Source organism: Sorangium sp. So ce887, from assembly GCF_051521455.1.
In the GTDB taxonomy this organism is placed as follows: domain Bacteria; phylum Myxococcota_A; class Polyangia; order Polyangiales; family Polyangiaceae; genus Sorangium.
On the sequence record NZ_CP150354.1, the window covers coordinates 8,749,913 to 8,769,096 of the forward strand.

General features: G+C 70.8%; 16 protein-coding genes. 8 read left to right on the forward strand and 8 right to left on the reverse strand.

The features are described from left to right. The first annotated feature begins 26 nt into the window (after window positions 1-26). On the forward strand, window positions 27-1,352 hold the full coding sequence (locus WMF36_RS32635) for a Glu/Leu/Phe/Val family dehydrogenase (RefSeq protein WP_437574678.1): 1,326 nt from the start codon (window positions 27-29) through the stop codon (window positions 1,350-1,352). 344 nt (window positions 1,353-1,696) lie between these two features. Here the strand turns inward: WMF36_RS32635 and WMF36_RS32640 are convergent, their stop codons facing one another. Together WMF36_RS32640 and WMF36_RS32645 are read right to left on the reverse strand one after the other, a co-directional pair. Further along, window positions 1,697-5,098, reverse strand: a complete 3,402-nt coding sequence (locus WMF36_RS32640; RefSeq protein ID WP_437574679.1) for a DUF7452 domain-containing protein — start codon at window positions 5,096-5,098, stop codon at window positions 1,697-1,699. 11 nt (window positions 5,099-5,109) lie between these two features. Continuing rightward, a complete protein-coding gene (locus WMF36_RS32645) occupies window positions 5,110-6,549 on the reverse strand; it encodes a DUF1501 domain-containing protein (RefSeq protein ID WP_437574680.1) in 1,440 nt (479 codons plus the stop codon). A gap of 394 nt (window positions 6,550-6,943) precedes the next feature. Between WMF36_RS32645 and WMF36_RS32650 the strand changes: the two genes are divergently transcribed. Beyond that, window positions 6,944-7,165: a hypothetical protein gene (locus WMF36_RS32650; RefSeq protein WP_437574681.1), complete on the forward strand. Its 222-nt coding sequence runs from the start codon at window positions 6,944-6,946 to the stop codon at window positions 7,163-7,165. A 230-nt stretch (window positions 7,166-7,395) separates the two neighbouring features. Then, window positions 7,396-8,319 (forward strand): nuclear transport factor 2 family protein, encoded by a 924-nt coding sequence (locus WMF36_RS32655; RefSeq protein WP_437574682.1) that lies wholly within the window; start codon window positions 7,396-7,398, stop codon window positions 8,317-8,319. Window positions 8,320-8,457: 138 nt separating this feature from the next. Here the strand turns inward: WMF36_RS32655 and ygfZ are convergent, their stop codons facing one another. The 3 genes from ygfZ to WMF36_RS32670 all read right to left on the reverse strand — a co-directional run bounded on the left by ygfZ (window position 8,458) and on the right by WMF36_RS32670 (window position 10,752). Further along, window positions 8,458-9,435: a CAF17-like 4Fe-4S cluster assembly/insertion protein YgfZ gene (gene ygfZ / locus WMF36_RS32660; RefSeq protein WP_437574683.1), complete on the reverse strand. Its 978-nt coding sequence runs from the start codon at window positions 9,433-9,435 to the stop codon at window positions 8,458-8,460. 76 nt (window positions 9,436-9,511) lie between these two features. Beyond that, on the reverse strand, window positions 9,512-10,063 hold the full coding sequence (locus tag WMF36_RS32665; RefSeq protein WP_437574684.1) for a hypothetical protein: 552 nt from the start codon (window positions 10,061-10,063) through the stop codon (window positions 9,512-9,514). Window positions 10,064-10,173: 110 nt separating this feature from the next. After that, on the reverse strand, window positions 10,174-10,752 hold the full coding sequence (locus tag WMF36_RS32670) for a hypothetical protein (RefSeq protein ID WP_437574685.1): 579 nt from the start codon (window positions 10,750-10,752) through the stop codon (window positions 10,174-10,176). Window positions 10,753-10,944: 192 nt separating this feature from the next. Here WMF36_RS32670 and egtD point away from each other — a divergent pair, with 192 nt between their 5' ends. The 4 genes from egtD to WMF36_RS32690 all read left to right on the forward strand — a co-directional run bounded on the left by egtD (window position 10,945) and on the right by WMF36_RS32690 (window position 14,802). After that, window positions 10,945-11,934, forward strand: a complete 990-nt coding sequence (gene egtD, locus WMF36_RS32675; protein ID WP_437574686.1) for an L-histidine N(alpha)-methyltransferase — start codon at window positions 10,945-10,947, stop codon at window positions 11,932-11,934. A gap of 138 nt (window positions 11,935-12,072) precedes the next feature. Next, window positions 12,073-13,401, forward strand: coding sequence for a vitamin K epoxide reductase family protein (locus WMF36_RS32680; protein WP_437574687.1), 1,329 nt, complete (start codon window positions 12,073-12,075; stop codon window positions 13,399-13,401). Window positions 13,402-13,408: 7 nt separating this feature from the next. Further along, a complete protein-coding gene (locus WMF36_RS32685) occupies window positions 13,409-14,107 on the forward strand; it encodes a hypothetical protein (RefSeq protein ID WP_437574688.1) in 699 nt (232 codons plus the stop codon). After that, a complete protein-coding gene (locus tag WMF36_RS32690) occupies window positions 14,104-14,802 on the forward strand; it encodes a thioredoxin-like domain-containing protein (RefSeq protein ID WP_437574690.1) in 699 nt (232 codons plus the stop codon). The genes WMF36_RS32685 and WMF36_RS32690 overlap by 4 nt, the downstream gene beginning before the upstream one ends. A gap of 55 nt (window positions 14,803-14,857) precedes the next feature. Here WMF36_RS32690 and WMF36_RS32695 read toward each other — a convergent pair whose 3' ends face one another. The 3 genes from WMF36_RS32695 to WMF36_RS32705 all read right to left on the reverse strand — a co-directional run bounded on the left by WMF36_RS32695 (window position 14,858) and on the right by WMF36_RS32705 (window position 17,928). Beyond that, window positions 14,858-15,730, reverse strand: a complete 873-nt coding sequence (locus WMF36_RS32695) for a Uma2 family endonuclease (RefSeq protein ID WP_437574691.1) — start codon at window positions 15,728-15,730, stop codon at window positions 14,858-14,860. Window positions 15,731-15,842: 112 nt separating this feature from the next. Next, window positions 15,843-16,412 carry a methylated-DNA--[protein]-cysteine S-methyltransferase gene (locus WMF36_RS32700; protein WP_437574692.1) on the reverse strand — a complete coding sequence of 190 codons (570 nt, stop codon included), beginning with the start codon at window positions 16,410-16,412 and terminating at the stop codon, window positions 15,843-15,845. After that, window positions 16,405-17,928 (reverse strand): AlkA N-terminal domain-containing protein, encoded by a 1,524-nt coding sequence (locus WMF36_RS32705; RefSeq protein WP_437574693.1) that lies wholly within the window; start codon window positions 17,926-17,928, stop codon window positions 16,405-16,407. Before WMF36_RS32705 ends, WMF36_RS32700 begins: the two co-directional genes overlap by 8 nt. Window positions 17,929-18,131: 203 nt before the next feature. On the opposite strand from WMF36_RS32705, the gene WMF36_RS32710 reads away from it, so the two are divergent. Then, window positions 18,132-19,181, forward strand: a complete 1,050-nt coding sequence (locus tag WMF36_RS32710; RefSeq protein WP_437574694.1) for a Glu/Leu/Phe/Val dehydrogenase dimerization domain-containing protein — start codon at window positions 18,132-18,134, stop codon at window positions 19,179-19,181. The last annotated feature ends 3 nt before the right edge of the window (window positions 19,182-19,184 follow it).

Below are 19,184 nucleotides of genomic sequence, written 5' to 3' on the forward strand. Positions count from 1 at the left end.
GCGGCGCACTAGAAAGTTACAGAGCCATGGAAGATCAAGTCAGTACCAAGGTCACGACTCCGCCGGTGAGCACCCCTCCTGCTCCGGGCCAGAAGCACAAATACGAGTTCTTCAAAGTCATCCAGGGTTATCTCGACGAGGCCGCCCGCCTGATCGAGCTGCCGGGTTACATCACCACGATCTTGAGCCAGCCCAAGAACGAGGTCATCGTCAATTTCCCCGTGCGGATGGATGACGGCAGCATCCGGCTCTTCAAGGGTTACCGGATCCAGCACAACAACCTCCTCGGGCCGTTCAAGGGAGGCGTTCGCTATCACGAGACGGTGTCGCTCGACGACCTCAAGGCGCTCGCCGCGATGATGACGTGGAAGTGCGCGCTCATGAACCTGCCGCTCGGCGGCGGCAAGGGAGGCATCAAGTTCAACCCGAACGAGGTGTCGCGCGCCGAGCTCCAGCGCATCACGCGCCGCTTCTTCCATGCGCTCGGCTCGAACATCGGCCCGGAGACGGACATCCCTGCTCCCGACGTCGGCACCGACGCGAAGACCATGGCGTGGGCCATGGACACGTACATGAACACCGTCGGACAGCTCTTCAAGCAGGCGGTGAAGGGCGTCGTGACGGGCAAGCCGGTGGCGTCGGGCGGCACGTACGGGCGAGAGAAGGCCACGGGACAGGGGGTCGTCCACTGCATCACCGAGTGGGCCGAGGACAACGACGTGAACCTCGGCGGCGCGACGCTGCTCGTGCAGGGGTTCGGCAACGTCGGCTCGAACACGGCCGTGCTCCTGTCGAAGCTCGGCGCCTCGACGATCGCGGTCGGCGACCACACCGGGTATCTCTACAATCCGGAGGGGTTCAATCCGCACAAGCTGCAGGACTACGTGAAGAAGCACCGCTCGATCGCGGGCTACCCGGCCGGCAAGCCGATCAGCCGCGAGGAGTTCTTCCGGCTCAAGGCGGACATCTTCATCCCGGCGGCCCTGGAGAACCAGGTCGGCGTGGAGGAGGCGAGCTGGCTGCAGGTCCGGCTCGTGGCCGAGGGCGCGAACGGGCCGTGCTCGCCCGAGGGGGAGAAGGTCCTCCTGGAGCGCGGGATCGACATCCTGCCGGACGTCCTCGCCAACTCGGGCGGCGTCACGGTGAGCTACTACGAGTGGGTGCAGAACAAGCGCTCCGAGACGTGGACGCTCGAGGAGGTCGACGCCCGGCTCGAGAAGGCGATGAAGCGGGCCTACCGCGAGGTGACCGAGATGGCGCGGCAGAAGAAGTGCACGCTGCGCCTCGCCGCCTACGCCGTGGCGCTGCAGCGGCTCGCCGCCGTGTACGGCGAGCGCGAGATCTTCCCGTGAGCCGGGGCGCGGCGCGGGCCGCGCGCGGCTGAGCTGCGGAGCGGGGTGGGGCGGAGGGTTCCGGGGCGGGGGGGCGGGAGCGGGCCTTCCGGGACAGGGAACCGCCCCTCCGGGACACGGGGTGGCTCTTCCGGGACAGGGAACCGCCCTTCCGGGACACGGGCGCCCGTGTCCCCGTGCCTCGTGGCCGACACGACGTGCATTCCTTCAAGCTGGCCCGGCGCGCGCGGCGAACGACACTCGAGGCTCACGGCGGGAGCAAGCGGCACGGAGGATCGACTCGGCCTGCTGCAGGGCGCGTGGAGGTGCCCTGCAGCAGGCCCTCTTCGCCGCGGAAAGGACCGTCAGTAGCCGCGGTGCACGTGGAAGACCAGGTTGTTCGCGACGGTGGTGCCGTCGCGGTTGATGATCGTCCACTTCTGGAGCGTCGTGTCGTAGCGCAGCGCGCTCCGCTTCGTGTGCAGGGTGCCCGTGCCGCTGAAGCTGTGCGTGAAGAAGAGGCGGGCGTCGGGCACGCCGTTGATGTTCGGCTCGTCGATGACGAGGGCGTTACCGACCCGTGTCGCCGGGCTCGATGTCACCTTGAAGTCGCCGCCCAGCTTGACCGCGAACAACGCTCCGGGCTGGAGTGTGCCCTGGTCCTCGTTGTAGACGACCCACTTCTGCACGCTCGTATCATACCAGACACCCACAGGATGGTTGTTGTAGACGCCCGGTGCTCCCGGCAGGTTCCAGATGCGGCTCACCTGCACGGCGATGGACGGGCGCCCGTTGAGCGCTGGATGATTGATGGTCGAGATCGTGCCCGTGGGATTGTTGGCGGCCGTGACCTCATGGATGAAGACGCTGTCGCTGGGCGGCATCGCGCGGACCGAGAAGCGCACGCCCAGCGGCATCGCGGCGAGGTCCTCGTTGTAAACGGCCCACCGCTGCAAGGCTGTGTCGTACCAGACGCCCACGTGGCGGTCGTTGCTGACGGCGCCGGCGACGGGTGACATGAGGAGGATGAGATCCGGCTTCCCGTTGAGCGCCGGATGATTGATGTGGCTCAAGCTACCCACCGTGGACGTCACCTCGTGGAACAACGAGACGGACCCCGCCTCCTCGTTGCGCGCCGCTTGGCGCATCGCCTCCTTGATGGTGCTCGCCGTGTTCATGTCGACGGTGGTCGGCGTCATCTCCGTGGGATCGGGCAGACCGTTCGGGCCGGTGGCCATGAATAGATAGGTCTGCGCGCTCTGATTGGCGGGCATGCCTCCCGTGGGGCTCTCGAATACCTGCCCGTTGAGCGCCGTGACCCTGAAGGTATCTCCGGCCCACAGCTCCAGGCTGTCGCCGAGCTGGAGCACCATGCCCGGCGCAGCCGGCGTGCTCTGCCCGTGCGAGAAGACCAACCGCGCCTGTCCGCTCACTTGCACGATCGTCGCCCCCTCGGCCCAGGCCAGGAAGACGCCGCCGCGCGCCGGCGTCATCGGCATCGGCAGGTCGGTCACCACGCGCGGATCCACCGGCGGCGGGCGCGTCGTGAACCAGTCCGAGTTGAACGTGCAGCTGAGGCAGGGCCACGGCCGCGGCAGATCGGGCAGGACCGCTTCTCGGTAGATGCACCCCCCGGAGGGGCAGATCTTCGACCAGTCGATGTTCTGAGGGAACGACTCGTCCGCGCAGTTGACCGAGATGCCATCGAACTCCTCCGTCTGCGGATCGACCCAGCTCTCGCAGGCATCGGAAGGCGTGTCATCGGCGAGCGTGCCGTCGTTCTTCATGTCACCCACTTGGAGCTGCGGGGGCGAATCGAAGTCGGTCTCGGCGAGCCCGACGCCGTGGGGGACGCCCTCCAGCATGAACTGCGGCGTCTTGACGAACACCTCGCAGAGATCTCTCAGGGCGGCATTCCCCTGCGCCGCCGTGGTGTACGCGCTCGCAAACGTCGCGGTCATCGATTTCCCGAGGAACGTGCTGAGAGCCGTCGCCTCGCCGGAACCGGCCGAGAGGCCGCGCCCGAGGAGGCGGAAGCGCAGCGCCTCGACGGCGCCGCGCACGGTGACCCCTCCGGTCACGGCGCGGTCGGTGAGCGCGTCGATCCAGTCGCGTGAGATCGCCGCCGGTCGATCGCAGCGGCCCGCGGAGGCCTCCCACCCGAGCATGGAGTACTGCGATGACGTCGGGTTCGCCGTGCTCAGGCGCGAGAGATGAAGACCCATCGCCTCCGCCTGGGAGGGCGTCGGGTACGTGGTCGATTGGGGGAAGTGAGTGACCCAGCGCTTGCCGCCGACCTTCCAGTCGAGCGCCGACGCCTTCATCCGAAAGAGCAGATCCGCGGAGCGTCGATGAACGGCGTCGCCCACGTAGTCCTGGGCCGGCGTATCGATGAACGGCTCGAAGACCTTGGGCATCGTCTCCGAGGATTCAGGCAAGCGGTTGAAGTATGGCGACGTGACGATCTCGGTGAGCAACCCCTTGAGCGACCAGCCCCGTCCGGCGACGTGGTTCTCGGCGAGGTTCCAGAGCAGTTTGTGCTCGTCCGTGTTGCGGGAGGTGAAGTTCGGGATGGTCAGCGGAGCGCCGAAGAGCTCCCTCCAGACGTCGTTGGCGAAGGCGGCCGCGAGCCAGAAAGCGCCGAGCGTCCGGCCTTGATTCGCATGGCCCGATCCCGTGTCGAGATCACCGGAGTCGTACGATTTACGCAGCGCGAGGAACCCCTCCTTCAGCCGATCATCGAGCGCCCACACCGTCGTGCTGCTCGCGTCAGGGAGCAGGAGGCCGGTCCCGCTCGGTGTGGCGGTCGACGTGTCGTTCGAGAAGCTGCCGCAGCTCGCCCCGTCCCAGCCGACGAAGGGGACATTCGCCCCCTGGGACCGACGGAAGGACCCTACCCAGTCGGCGTCCGTCGGCGTCTGGAACGAACCGGAGGCCGCCCATGCCGAGAGGCCCGAGAAGACGCGCCCCTCCTGCCCATTCGCCCAGTCGTAACCGGGAGTGAAATAGGACGCCGCAGGCGACGACACCGAGCTGAAGTGCGTGCGATGGCACTGCAGGCATTCCATCGATTTGTTCGCATAGACCTGCGTGAAGTGCTCCGCGATCTGGCGCTGCTTGACGTACGTCTCTGCATCATCGGTTCCATACTGGCGTACCAGCGCGAAGACGAACCCGCGGTAGGCCGGAAAGACGTTGTCCATGAGGAGCGACCCGCGCACGACGTCGGCCATGTTGTACGTGCCCGGGGACGCCGGAACAGAGGGCTCGTCCACGCTCTCCGACAGGGAGGTGGCGTTCCCGAGGCGCCGCGTGTAGAGGACGACTTTCGCCGCCCTGATCTTGGAGCTGTCGCTCGATAGCAGCGGCTGGGAGAAGCAGTCCGACTGGCTGCGCGCTCCCTCCCGATCCACGCGCATGCGGTCGAGCAGCACGCCGGTCCAGCGATCGACGAAGGCCGGATGCTCCATGAGCGCCTCGGCCATGCGGGCGCGGCCGACGCGCGCGGTCATGAGGGTGAGGAACTTGAGCTCGCCGAAGCTGCGCACAGGCCTGCCGAGCAGCGCCGGTACGACCTGCTCGACCCAGGCCGCGTTGCCCGCGTCCACTCCACCGGGGGACGTAGGCTCCGGCGCGAGCGCCGCTTGGCTTACGCCGGGAGGGGCTTCTTGCGGCTGCGGCTCGGTCGTGCTGCAGCCCGCCAGCAAATTGCCGGCGAGCAGCACGGCGAGCGCTCCCCGCGCCGACTCCATCATTTTAAGTTTCATGCGATCTCCTCTCACGCCTGGAAGAACGGCTGCTCGTACGACGACGGTATCCCCGGCGGCAGTTCGTTGAACGCAAAGTTGTCCGTGCCGTGCGGATCGATACCGGCCGCCGTCAGCGCCACGCACGCGAGGTTGGCCGGCGTGTACCTGCCGGCCGGAGAACCCGCCGTCCAGTCGATGGTGCCGATCAGCTTCGGCTCCCCCGAGGCCGTGGGCTGGATGGGACCACCGATGAGCACGACCACGTAGCCTCGACCGTAGTGGTTGCGGCCCGTGCTTCCTTGCGGCAGCGGGGTGCGGCCGAACTCCGTGTTGAGGATGATCAGCGTGTCGTCGACGCTGATGCGGTCCGTCGCCGGCGTGCTCGTGCTCGTCACCCGAGACAGCTCCTTGAGGAGCAGAAACAAGTTGCCGAACGTCACGCCGGCGGTATGCCCGTGGCCGTCGTACGCGGCTGCGGTGTCAGTTCCGACGCCGACATCGACCATGCCCACGTAACGCGTGCCCTTCGTGTTGAAGAGCCACGCCGCCATATCGAGGCATGCCGCCGTGGTGTTGCGCGGCGTTCCAGCGGAGGACACGTTCGTCGAGCAATGCGTGGCCGACGCGCCCTCGCCGCGGAGGCTCGAGTTGAATACGCTCGTGAGGCTCGGGCTCCCGGGCAGGCTGTCGAGCGCGGCTCTATAAGCGTCGTACCCGCGAGATCGAGATCCGTCAAGGTGGGTCTCATAGACGTCGGCGTAGTAGCTCGTCAGCGCATCGGCTCCCGCGTTGACGCCGGTCCGCGAGGCCCAGTCGGCCATCTCGCTCACGCCGGAGCTCATGGGGACGAGCACGGGCCGCGCCGCGGAGCCGTGCGCGCCGACCGAAAGCCACGCGGAGAACGCGTCGTCGTCTCCGGGGAAGAAGCGCCCGTTATCGGGCATCAGGACGTAGGACGTGTGCTGTCCCGGGTGGCGGCGCTTGATCGCGGCGCCGAGGCTCGCCGCGCGCCCATCGCCCAGACGACGTCCCGTGAGCGCGAGCGGGATCGCCACAGGATGCGCGGTGAACTCGTGCGTCATCGTGACGACGCGCGTACGGGCCAGGAGGTCGGGCCGGCTCCACAGGGGGGACGTCGCGACGCTCCATCGCATCCCCCCGAACGTCTGCAGGGTCGTTCCATTTTGGGTACTTCCGCAGTGCGTCAGCAGCGCCGTCGAATTGAATGCGTTGAGCTGGCTGGCAGTGAACAGGGTATCTCGCAGATCGACATAGAACGACTCCCACGCGGAGAGCCCCCCGTAGAGGAAGATCTCGAGGATCTTCTTCGGCCCACCCCACGTGGCCACGTTCGGATACGGGGCCCAGGACTCCCCCACAGGGCCATCTGCCCAGGCGGGCCGGCCGGGCAACGCCGCTGCGGCGGCGAGCGCGCCGGCGCCCGTCAACAGTTTTCGTCGAGAAATCATGCTCTTCTCCTGCGTCTCAACACGGGACTGAAAGAAGCGCCGCGCCCGGCCGTAATCGCGATCGACGTGCCGGGCTGCGCAGCGGACAACGCTCTCGCCGAATTGCGAGCGCAGCGAGGCCCATGGCAAGGTCCGTTCCTGGTGCGTGAGCTCGGGACGCTGGGTGGCGATCGCTCAACGAGGGCGCGCGAGCGTGGCTCGTGCGTCGCACCACGCTGAGAGCATCTCCTTGTCGCCGGGGATGGGTCCCCGAGCGACCGCCTCGCCCGGCGTCCGGCGCTCGCTCCGCCGCACGAGGCGCAGAGTCATGGCCGAGCCGTGACATGTCACGGATCGAGCGTGACATGTCACGGATCGAGCGTGACATGTCACGGATCGAGCGTGCCCCACGGCAATGACCTTCCTGCGCTCGGCGGAGCACATGGAGAACTGGAAGCAACACCTGCCCGCGGCCCGCCGTCGGGGCGTCCTGCCGAGCCTGCATTACCCCGTGACCCGCCGCTTCCCCATAGTCCACGCGCCCGACGTGGGCCTCGTGGCGGCCGAGCTCCTCGCCGATGCCGGAGCCACGCCGGGCGGGCCCTGCGTCGTCCACGCGGGGCATATCGTGGAGTGAGCCCCGCCGGATGCCGCGGTGAGGACGGCGCAGGTGGCAGTGCGGCGGGGGCGGATCGAGGCGTTGGCGGTCGCGCTGCCGCCTCCGGCCCGCAGGCGAGCGAGGGCGCAGCAAAACAGCGCTCGACGCGCCGCGGGGGCCGCCCGATGGGCTGGCGCGGCGAGCGAGATCGATTCGAGGTCCGCGCGCCGCGGATTGCCTCCCAGCGCGCGGTGCGATACACGGTATCGATGAACTTCGCTCCTTGGCTCGGACTGGCAGCAATCTGCTTCTTCGTGGCGTGCTCCGGGGAGCGGGACGACCCTCCGGACGGACGCGGCGGCGCCGCCGGTGACACGATGACAGCGGGAGCAGCGGGGAGCGGCGGCGCGGGCGGCGGCAACCCAGCCGGCGTCGGCGGGGGCGGTGCGGGGGGAAGCGGCTGTGATCCGGAGCTCGCGCGCGCGAACAAGGCCCTCGTCGGACAGGCCCTCGACGAGCTGCTCGTCGACAAGGATGTCACGGCGGTCGATCGCTACTGGGCCGACCCGTACCTCCGGCATCATCCGGGGGCGCCGAGCAACCTCGCCGCGTTCAGGACCCTGATGGGCGATGAAGTCGCGTCGCTGGGGTTCGGCTACGAGCGCCTGCGCACGCTGGCCGAGTGCGACCTGGTGGTCGTGCATGGCCGCTACGCGGACGCCGGCGTGATCTTCGACATGTACCGCGTCAAAGACGATAAGATCGTGGAGCACTGGGACTCCAACACGGCCGAGGCATCGGATGCCGCCGGGCCGACGGAGATCGAGGACGAGGCGCTCACGGCGCAGAGCCGCGCGCTCGCGCTGAGCTTCATCGACGCCGTGCTCGTCGACGGGGAGCACGCGCGCGTCTCCGAGTTCCTCGACGCGAGCTACGTCGAGCACCGCTATGCCACGGCGACCGGCCCCGCCGCGCTCATCGAGTACGTGGAGAGGGACTACCTCACCTACTACAAGGTGCATCACGTCGTCGCCGATGGAAACTTCGTATTCACCCTCTCCGAAGTGTCGCGCGGCGGAGGCCCCTACGGTGTATATGACCTGTTCCGCGTCGACGACGGCGCCATCGTCGAGCACTGGGACTCGCGGCGCATCGTGCCCGCCTCGACCGGTAGCGAACTCCCGATCTTCTAGTGGCCGGAGCTCCGTGGCGCGCAGGAGGCGGTGATGTCGGCGCAGGGCCGATGATCTTGCGTCGCGGCCCGGCGGCCATGACCTCGGCCGCTCGGAGAGGTGCGCATGCCGGGCGAGCCGAGCGCGAGCACCCGCTGCCTAGGGTTTCGCGGCGGGGGCGCGCGTGATCTCGGCCGCCCGGCCGGCGACCCGGAGCGCCGTGCCCTGGAGGGCGTGCTTGTACTTGACGTAGCCGAGCGCGAGCACCCGCTGCCCGCGCGGATCCTTGACCTGGCTCGTGACGGCGCCCACGGCGGCGCCGTCGGGCAGCGCGATCTCCGCGCCCGCGGGCACGTCGCCTTCCCCCTCGACGGCGAGCTGCACGAGCCGCTTCTTGGCGTGGCCGCGCATCTGGAGCATGAACACCGTCTCCTGCCCCAGGTAACAGCCCTTGTTGAACGAGACGGCGCGCTCCTCGAGCGAGGCCTCCTGCGGGAAGTTCTGGTCGTCGAAGTCGACGCCGAACCGCGGGACGTTGTTCTCGACCCGGAGCACCTCCCACGCCGCCGCCGTCGCGGGCAGGACGGGGCCGGCCTCGCCCGGGGCGAGGAGCGCCGCGAGCACGGCGCCCTCGGCCTGCCGGGGCGCGACGAAGAGCGCGCCCCCGAGGCCGGTCCAGTCGACGATCGCCGCGTCCGCGCCGGCCGCGCGCCCGGCCACGGCGAGATCGGCCGCCCGCGGGCCGTGGGCGAAGACCCAGGCGTGCTCGCCGGAGGCGTCCGCGAGCTCGGCGTCCTCCATGATGAGGTAGCGCTCGAAGCTCTCGCGCAGCGCCTCGATGCGATCCCGCAGCGCGCCGACGTAGATGCGGTCCTCCGCGATCACGATCCACACCTCGGCGAAGATCTTCCCGGTCTTCACCACGTTGAGCCCGTACGCCCCGCCCGCGGGGGGCGGGACCTTCGCCCCGGCGGGCAGCGGCTTCTGCGGGGCGAGATCGCAGGTGACCAGGCCGTTCAACCAGGTCTGCCGGTCCGAGCCGGTGACGATCAGCGTCCCGAGCTCGGGCATGGCCTGCACGAGCGCCCCTTCGCGGAGCGCGCGCCGCTGCTCGTCCAGTTCGTGGGCGTTGTTCATCAGGGCCAGATCGTGGAGGCGGGAGCCCGGGGCGTCGAGGGGCGGCCCGACATTTCGGCGGCCGCTCCGCCCGCGCTCAGGGATCGACCTCGGCGACGAGCGCCGGGAACTGGGCCGACGTGTGGACGGCCGGCGGGACGATCACCGCGTCGACGTGGCCCGCGAGGCGGCGGAGCGCGTCGGCGTCGGCCGAGAGCACCTCGGCGACGACGGTGAGCGTCCTCGGGAGCGACGCGATCGACGCGATCACCGCCTCCGCCGTGGCGCCCCGGACCAGGATCGCGCGCGCGCCGACCTTCGCGGCGGCCTCGACCCCCTCCGGGCTCTCGGCCAGGGCGAGCGGCAGCATGCGCATCGTCCTCGCCCCCTTCGCGAGGCGGTCCCACTCGTCGAGCGGCAAGAGCGCGTCGATGCAGACCCCGTCCGCCCCGTGGTAGCGCGCCGCGAGCGCGCCGTCGCGATCACCCACCCGGGACAGGCAGAGCGACGGCACGGTCCTCGTCGCGCGCGCAGCCCCCTGCATGGCGGGCCCCGCCTCGGCAAACGCGAGGGCAGAGATGTTGAGCTCATGGAGCCGCAGCGCATCCTCCGCGGGCGATTCCGAGCCGACGAGCCCGACCAGAGCCATGTTCTTTCTACGGGTGGAGATCACCTGGAGAAGATCGCGTGTGGACGGGACGATCGATCCCGCATCGAAATCCGGCATGGGAGGGCCGGTAGACGAGCCGAACGCGCGGGTCAAGCGAGGGATCGCTCGAGCTCCTCGAGCGCGGGTCGGGAATTCATGGCTGGAACGTCCTGCGCGCGCATCCACACCGCCGTCTGATCGCCCTCGTAGCAGACGCGGTCCTCGTGCCGGAACTCGAACGCATAGCGGATCATGTGCCGCTTTTCGCCGAGCCGGGAGCGCGTCGCCACGCACGTCGCCTCGATGGGCGCGCCCGGCTGGACCAGCTTGCGAAAGACCACCCGGTGGATGTTTGTACCATAGCCGATCCAGCCCTCGCGGTGCCGCAGGCCGAGCAGGTGGTAGGCGTGCACGAAGCCGAGCATCCCCGTCGCGTGCACCAGGATCGCGCCGGCGACGTGGCGCGGGTGCAGCAGCGGGTGCGCCCGCTGCGCGTCGACGAGCGGCATCGGCTGGTCGGTCGGCATGCGACAGCGCACCAGGCTCTTCCCGGCGTCCACCTCGAGGAGCTCGTCGAAGAAGAGGACCGAGGGGTCGTAGGGCAGGTCCGCGAGGAACTCGGCGTCGAACGGACCCAGCTTCACAGGAGGGGGCGCGCCGCTCGCCGCGCCGGGTGCAGAGGTCGTCATCGGTTGGCTCTGGGATCCCGGATCCCCGAGGCAGCTCCCTAGCAGCGGCCGATCGCGTGGGCAACGGTCGTCACGAGCCGGAGAAAATTCGGCGGCTCATCGGAATGAGCCACGGGGGGGTGCCGTTGGAAATCGTTGGAGCTCCATGGATTTCCAGGCGCTCTATCGAAGGTCTGCGGCTAAGGTTCTGTGATGCACACGACAGACTCCCTCGACCGCTTCATGGCGGATGTCCGGGCGGGCCTGAAGGCGTCGCCGAAGCACCTCTCGCCGGAGTATTTCTACGATGCGCTCGGCTCGCACCTCTTCGAGGCAATCTGTCAGCTCCCGTGGTATCCGCTGACGCGCGCGGAGCGGGCGCTGCTCGAGCGGCACGCCGAGGAGATGGTCGCGCCGTTCGGGGCCGGCGCCTCGATCGTCGAGCTCGGCTGTGGCAGCGGAGAGAAGCTCGCCTTGCTGGCGGCGCCGCTCTGCAAGCGGGTGCCTCGCCTCAGCGTACACCTCGTGGACGTGTCGGAGACGGCGCTCGACCTCTCGCGCCGGACCCTGGGCCGCCTGCCGCGCGTGGAGACGTCGGCCCACCGGGCGAGGTACGAGGAAGGCCTGTCCCGCGCGACGGCGCGGCGCGCGATCGACGCGCGGGGCGGCGAGGGCGCCGTCCTCGTGCTGTTCCTCGGCTCGAACATCGGCAACCTGGCCCCGGCGGCCGCGGCGGCGTTCCTCGCGGCGCTGCGCGCCTCGCTCCGCGCCGGGGACGGGCTGCTGCTGGGCGCCGACCTCGTGAAGCCCGCGGCGGATCTGGTGCTCGCGTACGACGATCCGCTCGGCGTGACCTCCGCCTTCAACAAGAACCTGCTCGCGCGCATGAACCGGGAGCTCGGCGCGACGTTCGACCTCCGCTCGTTCGATCACCGCGCGACGTGGAACGCGCAGGGCTCGCGCGTCGAGATGCACCTCGTCAGCCGCCGGCGGCAGTCGATCCGCGTGGGCGCGCTCGACCTCGAGGTCGCCTTCGAGGAGGGCGAATCCATCTGGACGGAGAGCTCGTACAAGTACGAGCCGGACGACGTTGTGCGCATGGGGGAGCGCGCGGGCTTCCGCTGCTGCAAGCAGTGGATCGAGCCGATCGGGCGGTTCTCGACGACGCTGCTCCTCGCCGAGGAGCGCGCGGGGAGCCGATGAGCCAGCAGGCTCAGCGCAGCGCGCCGTCCGGCGGGATCGCGACACGGCGCGCCGCGCGTCATGCGCCATCAGGAAATGCCCGTACGCACAGGCATCCTAATTTGACGCGTTGCCCGGCGTCGCGTAATCCACTCGGTCATGTCAGGCAGTCGTAGTCCTCGCGGGCCTGCGGCGCTCGCGCTCTGCGGGTCGTTGCTGGGACTGGCGTTCAGCGCCTCGTCGACGTTCGACTACATCCGGCACCTCGACCGGCAGGTCCATGATCTGCACTGCAGCTTCATTCCCGGCCTCGACGCGCAGGCGGGCGCCGACACCGCGTGCCGCGTGGCCATGTACAGCCCCTACTCCGCGCTGTTCCGCGAGAGCTTCTGGGGCGGTATCCCGATCTCGCTGTTCGCGCTGGGCGCGTTCGCGTTCTTCGCGGCGTTCGCGCTCTACGTGCTGCTCTCGGGCCAGCACGCGCCGCGGCGCTCGGCGCACTTCCTGTTCGTCGCGGGCCTGACGCCGCTCGCCGTGTCGATCCTGATGGCGCTCATCTCGGCGCTGCGCCTCGGGGTGTTCTGCAAGACGTGCGTCGGCATGTACGTCTCGTCGGCGCTGCTCGCGGCCGGCGGTATCTGGGCGTTCGTCGAGGACCGCAGGGCGGCGCGCGCCGCGGCCTGGTCCAGCGCGACGCCGAGCCCGGCCGGGGCGGCCGGGGTGGGGCCCACGGTGCCCATGGCGCCCCTGGGCGTCGACGGGCCGGGCAGGGCGGCCCCCGCGCCCGCGCGCCGCATGGGCTCGAAGCTGCTCCTGCCGGGGTGGCTCGTCGCGCTCGGCGTGTGCACGGTGACGCCGGCGCTGCTCTACGCGAGCGCGCTGCCGAGCTACGCGCGCTACCTGACCGGCTGCGGCAAGCTGGAGAGGCCGACCGAGCCGAACGGCGCGCTGCTCCACGTGAAGCAGCCGGGCGCCGTGCAGCCGGCGACGATCTTCGTCGATCCGCTCTGCCCGACGTGCAAGGCGTTCCACCAGCGGCTCGTGTCCGAAGGGGTGTTCGAGAAGCTCGACACGACGCTGGTGCTGTTCCCGCTGGACAGCGAGTGCAACTGGATGCTCGACCGGCCGGTGCACCCGGGCGCGTGCCTCCTCTCCAAGGCCATCCTCTGCAGCGATCACCGGGCGATGGATGTGCTCGAGTGGGCCTACGACAACCAGGAGGATCTGCTCGAAGGGGCGAAGGCGGGGGCCGGCACCGCCAACGTGCAGGCGGCGATCCGGCAGCGCTGGCCGGGGCTCGACGCGTGCATGGACTCGAAGGAGACGGCGCTGCGGCTGAACCGGATGCTCCGCTACATCGTGGACAACAAGCTCCCTGTCTCGACGCCGCAGATGTTCCTGGGCACGACGCGGCTCTGTGACGAGGACACGGACATCGGGCTGTCGTATGCCATAAGGCAGCTCGCGCCGGCCCTCCGGACGAGGTGAGGTGGTCATGAGAGGCGCAGGGATCATCGGGATCGTGGCGGGGTGCGCGATGCTTGTCGCGTCCGGCGTGACGGTGCACGGGGAGGTGCAGGCCGCTTCGCAGCGCCTGAAGACGGGGGTGGCCGCGGCGGTGAGGCCGGCGGTGGCCATCGCCAACGACGCCGAGGCGCCGTACTGCACGCCGGCGTTCAAGACGGTGCTGCAGCGGGTGCTCAACGCGTGCGGCCTGGTCGGGGCCGAGGCGCGGCGCGGGTGCCAGCCGGCCGACGTGAAGACGCTCGCGTCGATCAGCGACGACGACTTCAACGCGCTCTTCACGCCGCTGAAAACGCGCGGCGGGGTCGTGATGTTCGACGACGCCTCGGAGAAGCTCGACGACGACTCGAGGAAGATGGTCGAGGAGATGTGGCTCGATCGGCGCGGGGCGCGCTACTTCTTCATCGTCGCCCGGGCGTCGAAGACGGGGACGCCGGAGTTCAACCGGACGCTGTCGCACAAGCGCGCGAACAGCGTGCTCTTCGACATCTCGGACAAGTTCAAGGAGCAGGACCTGGACAAGAAGGTCGGGATGCTGTGGCTCGGGAACGAGTTTGCCCAGCTCGGCGCGGAATACTGCCAATGGAACGTCTCGCGCAAGAACAAGGCATGTACGGCAGAGGCCATCAACCGGAGCGCGTTCGTCTCCTGGGTGGACTGCCAGCTGTGAGCGCCGTCAGGAGGAGCATCGCGCTCGTCGCGCTCGCCGTGGCCGCGGGGCTCGCGGGCGGGTGCGATGGGGAGAAGGCGGATCTGCCGCTGCCCCCGACGCCCGGCCAGGGGCGGAGCAACGCGGTGACGGCGCCGGGCGCGGCCGCGACGGCGACGGCGAGCGCCAGGGCGCCCGCGAGCGCGGCCGCGCCGGCGGCGCCGCGGCTGCTGTGCGCGGGGCAGTCGCCGCGGCCGGCGCCCTCGTCGGGCGGGCTCACGGCGGTCGCAGCCCAGGGCGCGGAGCCGCTGCCGGCGAACATCGGGTTCGGCGTCGGCAAGTGGGTGTGGGTGAACTTCTGGGCGGCGTGGTGCAAGCCGTGCCTGGAGGAGATGCCGCGGCTGCTCGCGTGGCAGCAGAAGCTGCGGGCGGCCGGCGTGCTCGTCGATCTGGCGTTCATCTCGATCGACGACGACGAGCGGCAGCTGTCGCGGTTCCTGGAGGCGCAGCCGGGCACCGGGGTGCGCGCCTCGTACTGGCTGCCCGACGGGCCCCAGCGGGCGGGGTGGCTGCGGGCGCTCGGCGTGAAGGAGGCGACCGAGCTGCCGGTCCACGCGCTCGCGGCGCCGGGCGGACAGGTGACGTGCGTGATCCAGGGGGCCGTGGAGGACAGCGACTATCCGACCATCGCGGCGCTGCTCGGGGCGAAGAAGTAGGCGGCGGGGGCGCGCGGACGCGTCCCGGGGGGCGGGGGGGCTGGACGAAACGGTGCTAGCCAGGGGGATCCTTGGCACGCCGGAGACGATCGAGCTCTGCCCTCGCCTCGGCGAGATCTTTTTCAAGCAGCGCGGCACGGTCGGCCTCAGCCTGCGCGCGGTCGGCCTCGGCCTGCGCGCGGTCGGCCTCGGCCTGCGCGCGGCGCTCGGCGTCCTCCTTGCTCGCGAGCGCCTCGTTCAGGGCCGCTCCGAGCCGGGTGATCAGCTCGTCAGCCTCGAGGACCACGTCACTTCCGTGGAGGAAACGCAGCCGGTCGCCCTCGAGCATGATGTCGAGACCGAGGACTTCCGAGGAGAATCGGCCCTCCTGCGGCACGATCGGCCGATAGACGCAGGGCCGCGCGACGCTCCCCTCGCGCGCGCTCGGCAGGCGGTAGCCCTGGAGGATGCGCCGGCGACGATCGAAATAGAAGTACTCCTCGATGCCCAGGCGAGCATACCGCTCGACGTTCTCGATCTCGTCCTTTTGCCGGCTTCCCAAGACATGCACCTCGATCGCAAGGTCGAGCCCTCTGCCCTCGGTGGACACGACCCATTTCTCCCGATCGTGCGGCTCGACGTCGCGCACCGCGAGGACATCCGGGGCAAAATAGCGTTCGCCCGGGTAGTACACCGCCAGGTTGGAGGAGATGTAGATCCGGCGCCCGATCCGGCGGAAGAAGGCGTCGAGGGTGAAGCGAGCCCCCGTGGCAGCCTTTGTGTGCGTGTCGCCTTCCGGAGGAGGGGCCGCCTCAAGCGTGAACTCCGAAGGGAGCATGGCGACCACACGGGCGCGCTGCTCCGGGCTCATGCTGTCCCACGTTTCCTGCAACGGGGCGCGCGGGTCCTCGGGATCGATGCGGTAGTCGTCTGGGAGGCGGAGGACCATGGCCAGAGTCTACCCCCGAAATACGAGGGGCGCGATCGCTCTTCGTGTCATGAGGCCCCGTATCCAGGGGAGCATCTGCATCTCTGAGATACGGCAATGACGTCATCTCGTTTCAAAATCGTCCAGCCACCGGGCGCTCTCCCCGCGTCTGCCCATGCGCAGCGCCACCGAGGCACTCCGGGGAGCCGCGGCGCGCAGGGACGGCGACCTCGTGCGCGAGCAGCCACCGCTTCCTGTCGATGCCGGCGGAATAGCCTGTGAGCTCCCCGCCGGCGCCGACGACTCGGTGGCACGGGATGATGAGGCAGACCGGATTCCGGCCGTTCGCCATGCCGACCGCGCGGGACGCAGAGGGCTGCCCGAGCGACGCCGCGACCTCTCCGTAAGCACGCGTCGCGCCTGGCGGGATGCGCCGGACCTCCGCCCAGACACGACGCTGGAAGACGGTGCCGCCGGGCTCGACCTTGATGTCCGAGAGCGCGACGAGGTCGCCGCACAGATAAGCCCTCACCCGGCTGGAGAAGCCGCAGGGATCCGCGGCGCTGTGGAGCGCGACGACACCATACCGCGCCGCCAGCGATCGGCGGAGGCGCGGCGCGCAATCCGCGAAATCGAGCCCGTGAATCGCACCGCCCGCGGCGGCCAAAAGGATGACCCCGATCGGCGACTCCAGTTCATCCATCGAGAAATCCACGCGATACCTCCCTCTCCGCAGCCGGCTCGCCCCGCGCGTCCGCCATCCACAAGAGCATCGCGGCGTAGGCGCGCCAGGGGCGCCACGCCTCCGCCATCGCCAGGAGATCCGCGCCGGAGACGCCGCCGAGCGCGCGCCGCAGGCCGAGATCGGTGGCCGGGAACGCGTCCGGCTCGCGCAGCGCCCGCATGGCGACGTACTGGGCGGTCCACTCGCCGACGCCCGGCACGCGGCAGAGCGCGCGCACGGTCTCCTCCAGGCCGCGCGAGGCGTCGAGCGCGACCTCGCCGCGGGCCACGTGCGCCGCGAGGGAGGTGATCGCCGCCGCGCGCGCCCGCGGCACGCCGAGGTCCGAGAGATCGGCCGCGGCGAGCGCCCCGGGCGTCGGGAAGACGAGGCGGAGGCCCTCGGCGCCCTCGGGCGGGCCGCCGGGCAGCGAGAGCGGCTCGCCGTGCCGCTCGACAAGGCGGCCGGAGAGCTGCGTGGCGGCGCGCACGCTCACCTGCTGGCCCAGGATCGCCCGCACCGCGAGCTCGAAGCCGTCCCACGCGCCCGGCACGCGCACCCCCGGCAGCGCCGCGACCCGGGGGGCGAGCTGCGGGTCGGCCCCGAGGTGCGCCGAGATCGCGTCGGGATCGGCGCCGAGGTCGAAGAGCCGCCGCAGGCGCTCGGCGCAGTGGATCAGCCCCTCGGTGCCGGGCAGCCGCAGCCGCGCGAGGAGGCAGGCCTCGCCGGGCACCGGGCGCACCTCGACGACGCCGTGCCCGCCGGCGACGCGCACCGTGCGGCGGTACGCGCCGGGGCCCGCCGACTCCACGCCCGGGATGGCGCGGGCGCCGAGGAAGCCGGCGAGCGCGTCCCAGTCGAGCGGCGGGCGGAACGGGAGGCGGAGCGCGATGTCCGGCGCGCTCGTGTCCGCTCGCGCCGCGCCGCCGCCCCGCCGCGACGCAGCCTGCCGCAGCTCGCGCGGCGTCCGCGCGTAGGTGGCGCGGATCGCGTCGTTGAAGCGGCGCACGCTCGAGAACCCGGACGAGAGCGCCACCTCGGTCATGGAGAGCGCGGTCTCGTCGAGGAGCTTCTTCGCGAAGAGCAGGCGCCGCGTCTGCGCCACCGCGAGCGGGGAGGCGCCGATGTGCCGCAGGAAGAGCCGCCTCAGGTGGCGCTCGCCCACGCCAAGCCGCGCCGCGAGCTCCGGGGCATCCGCGTCGTCGAGCGCGCCCTCCGCGATGAGCCGCAGCGCCCGCGAGACGACGGCCGAGGTGCCGAGCCACGCGGGCGTCCCGGGCGAGGCCTCGGGGCGGCAACGCAGGCACGGGCGGTAGCCGGCCTCCTGCGCGGCGGCCGCCGAGGGGAAGAAGACGCAGCGCTCCCGCTTCGGCGTCCGCGCCGGGCAGATCGGGCGACAGTAGATGCCCGTCGACTGCACGCCCGTGAAGAAGCGACCGTCGAAGCGGAGGTCGCGGGTCTCGATCGCGCGATAACAAGCGTCTTCGTCGAGCCGCATGCAAAGCGTCGTAGCGCAGGCGCCGCCGCGCCTCTGGCGCTTTTCGGACCTGTGAGAGCGGACGGTACCCGCCGCTCCCGATCGCCCCCCCGGCTGCCCGCCGCTCCCGATCACGCCCAGCGCACCGGGCGCGCCGCGGCGCGGGCCGCCCTGCGGGCGTGCCGACCCGGGCGGTCGCCGCGGAATGGTACGCTCGGCGCGCCATGAAGAACGTGTTCGACACCCTCGCCGCCATGGGGCACGAGCAGGTCCTGTTCTGCGCGGACGAGCCCGCGGGCTACCGCGCGATCATCGCGATCCACAGCACCGCGCTCGGCCCGGCGCTCGGCGGCACGCGGCTCCTCCGGTACGCGAACGACGAGGAGGCGCTCGTGGATGCGCTGCGGCTGTCGCGCGGCATGACCTACAAGAACGCCCTCGCCGGGATGGACGTCGGCGGCGGCAAGGCGGTCGTCCTCCGCAGCGACGAGGAGCCGCTCGACCGGGAGCGGCTCTTCCGCGCGCACGGGCGCTTCATCGAGCGCCTCGGCGGCAGGTTCATCACCGGCGAGGACGTGGGCACAACCCCCGCGGACATGGAGCTCATCCGGCGCGAGACACGCCACGTCAAGGGCCTCGCCGGCGAGGGGGGCGACCCGTCGCCGTGGACCGCGCGGGGCGTGCTCCGCGCGATCCAGGCCGCGGCCCGCCACCGCTGGGGCAGCGACGACCTCGCAGGCCGGACCGTCGCGCTCCAGGGCTGCGGCAGCGTCGGCGGCCGGCTCGCGGCGGAGCTCCACCGGCTCGGCGCGCGGCTCATCGTCGCGGACGTCGCGCCGGATCGCGCCCGCAACACCGCCGCCGAGCTCGGGGCCACGGTCGTGCCGCCGGACGCGATCGCCTCGGTCCAGGCCGACATCTTCGCCCCGTGCGCGCTCGGCGGCGTCCTCGACGACCGCGCCGTGCAGGAGCTGAGGGCGGAGATCGTCGCCGGCGCGGCCAACAACCAGCTCCTCGATCCGCGCCACGGCGAAGCGCTCGCGGCGCGCGGCGTCCTCTACGTGCCCGACGTCGTGGCCAACGCAGGCGGCGTGCTGAGCGGCGGCGCGGATCTCTTCGGCTGGCCCCGCGCCGAGGTCGAGCGGCGCGTCCACGCGATCTACGACACGGTCCTCCGCGTCCTCGAGATGGCGGCGACCGACGGCGCGCCGCCGCAGCTCGCCGCCGAGCGGCTGGCCGAGCAGCGCCTGCGCGATCGCGCCGCGGCGGGGTGACGC

Coding starts and splice junctions, on each gene's coding strand:
- WMF36_RS32635 (WP_437574678.1), top strand. CDS start 27: ATGGAAGATCAAGTCAGTACCAAGGTCACGACTCCGCCGGTGAGCACC.
- WMF36_RS32640 (WP_437574679.1), bottom strand. CDS start 5,098: ATGAAACTTAAAATGATGGAGTCGGCGCGGGGAGCGCTCGCCGTGCTG.
- WMF36_RS32645 (WP_437574680.1), bottom strand. CDS start 6,549: ATGATTTCTCGACGAAAACTGTTGACGGGCGCCGGCGCGCTCGCCGCC.
- WMF36_RS32650 (WP_437574681.1), top strand. CDS start 6,944: ATGACCTTCCTGCGCTCGGCGGAGCACATGGAGAACTGGAAGCAACAC.
- WMF36_RS32655 (WP_437574682.1), top strand. CDS start 7,396: ATGAACTTCGCTCCTTGGCTCGGACTGGCAGCAATCTGCTTCTTCGTG.
- ygfZ (WP_437574683.1), bottom strand. CDS start 9,435: ATGAACAACGCCCACGAACTGGACGAGCAGCGGCGCGCGCTCCGCGAA.
- WMF36_RS32665 (WP_437574684.1), bottom strand. CDS start 10,063: ATGGCTCTGGTCGGGCTCGTCGGCTCGGAATCGCCCGCGGAGGATGCG.
- WMF36_RS32670 (WP_437574685.1), bottom strand. CDS start 10,752: ATGACGACCTCTGCACCCGGCGCGGCGAGCGGCGCGCCCCCTCCTGTG.
- egtD (WP_437574686.1), top strand. CDS start 10,945: ATGCACACGACAGACTCCCTCGACCGCTTCATGGCGGATGTCCGGGCG.
- WMF36_RS32680 (WP_437574687.1), top strand. CDS start 12,073: ATGTCAGGCAGTCGTAGTCCTCGCGGGCCTGCGGCGCTCGCGCTCTGC.
- WMF36_RS32685 (WP_437574688.1), top strand. CDS start 13,409: ATGAGAGGCGCAGGGATCATCGGGATCGTGGCGGGGTGCGCGATGCTT.
- WMF36_RS32695 (WP_437574691.1), bottom strand. CDS start 15,730: ATGGTCCTCCGCCTCCCAGACGACTACCGCATCGATCCCGAGGACCCG.
- WMF36_RS32700 (WP_437574692.1), bottom strand. CDS start 16,412: ATGGATGAACTGGAGTCGCCGATCGGGGTCATCCTTTTGGCCGCCGCG.
- WMF36_RS32705 (WP_437574693.1), bottom strand. CDS start 17,928: ATGCGGCTCGACGAAGACGCTTGTTATCGCGCGATCGAGACCCGCGAC.
- WMF36_RS32710 (WP_437574694.1), top strand. CDS start 18,132: ATGAAGAACGTGTTCGACACCCTCGCCGCCATGGGGCACGAGCAGGTC.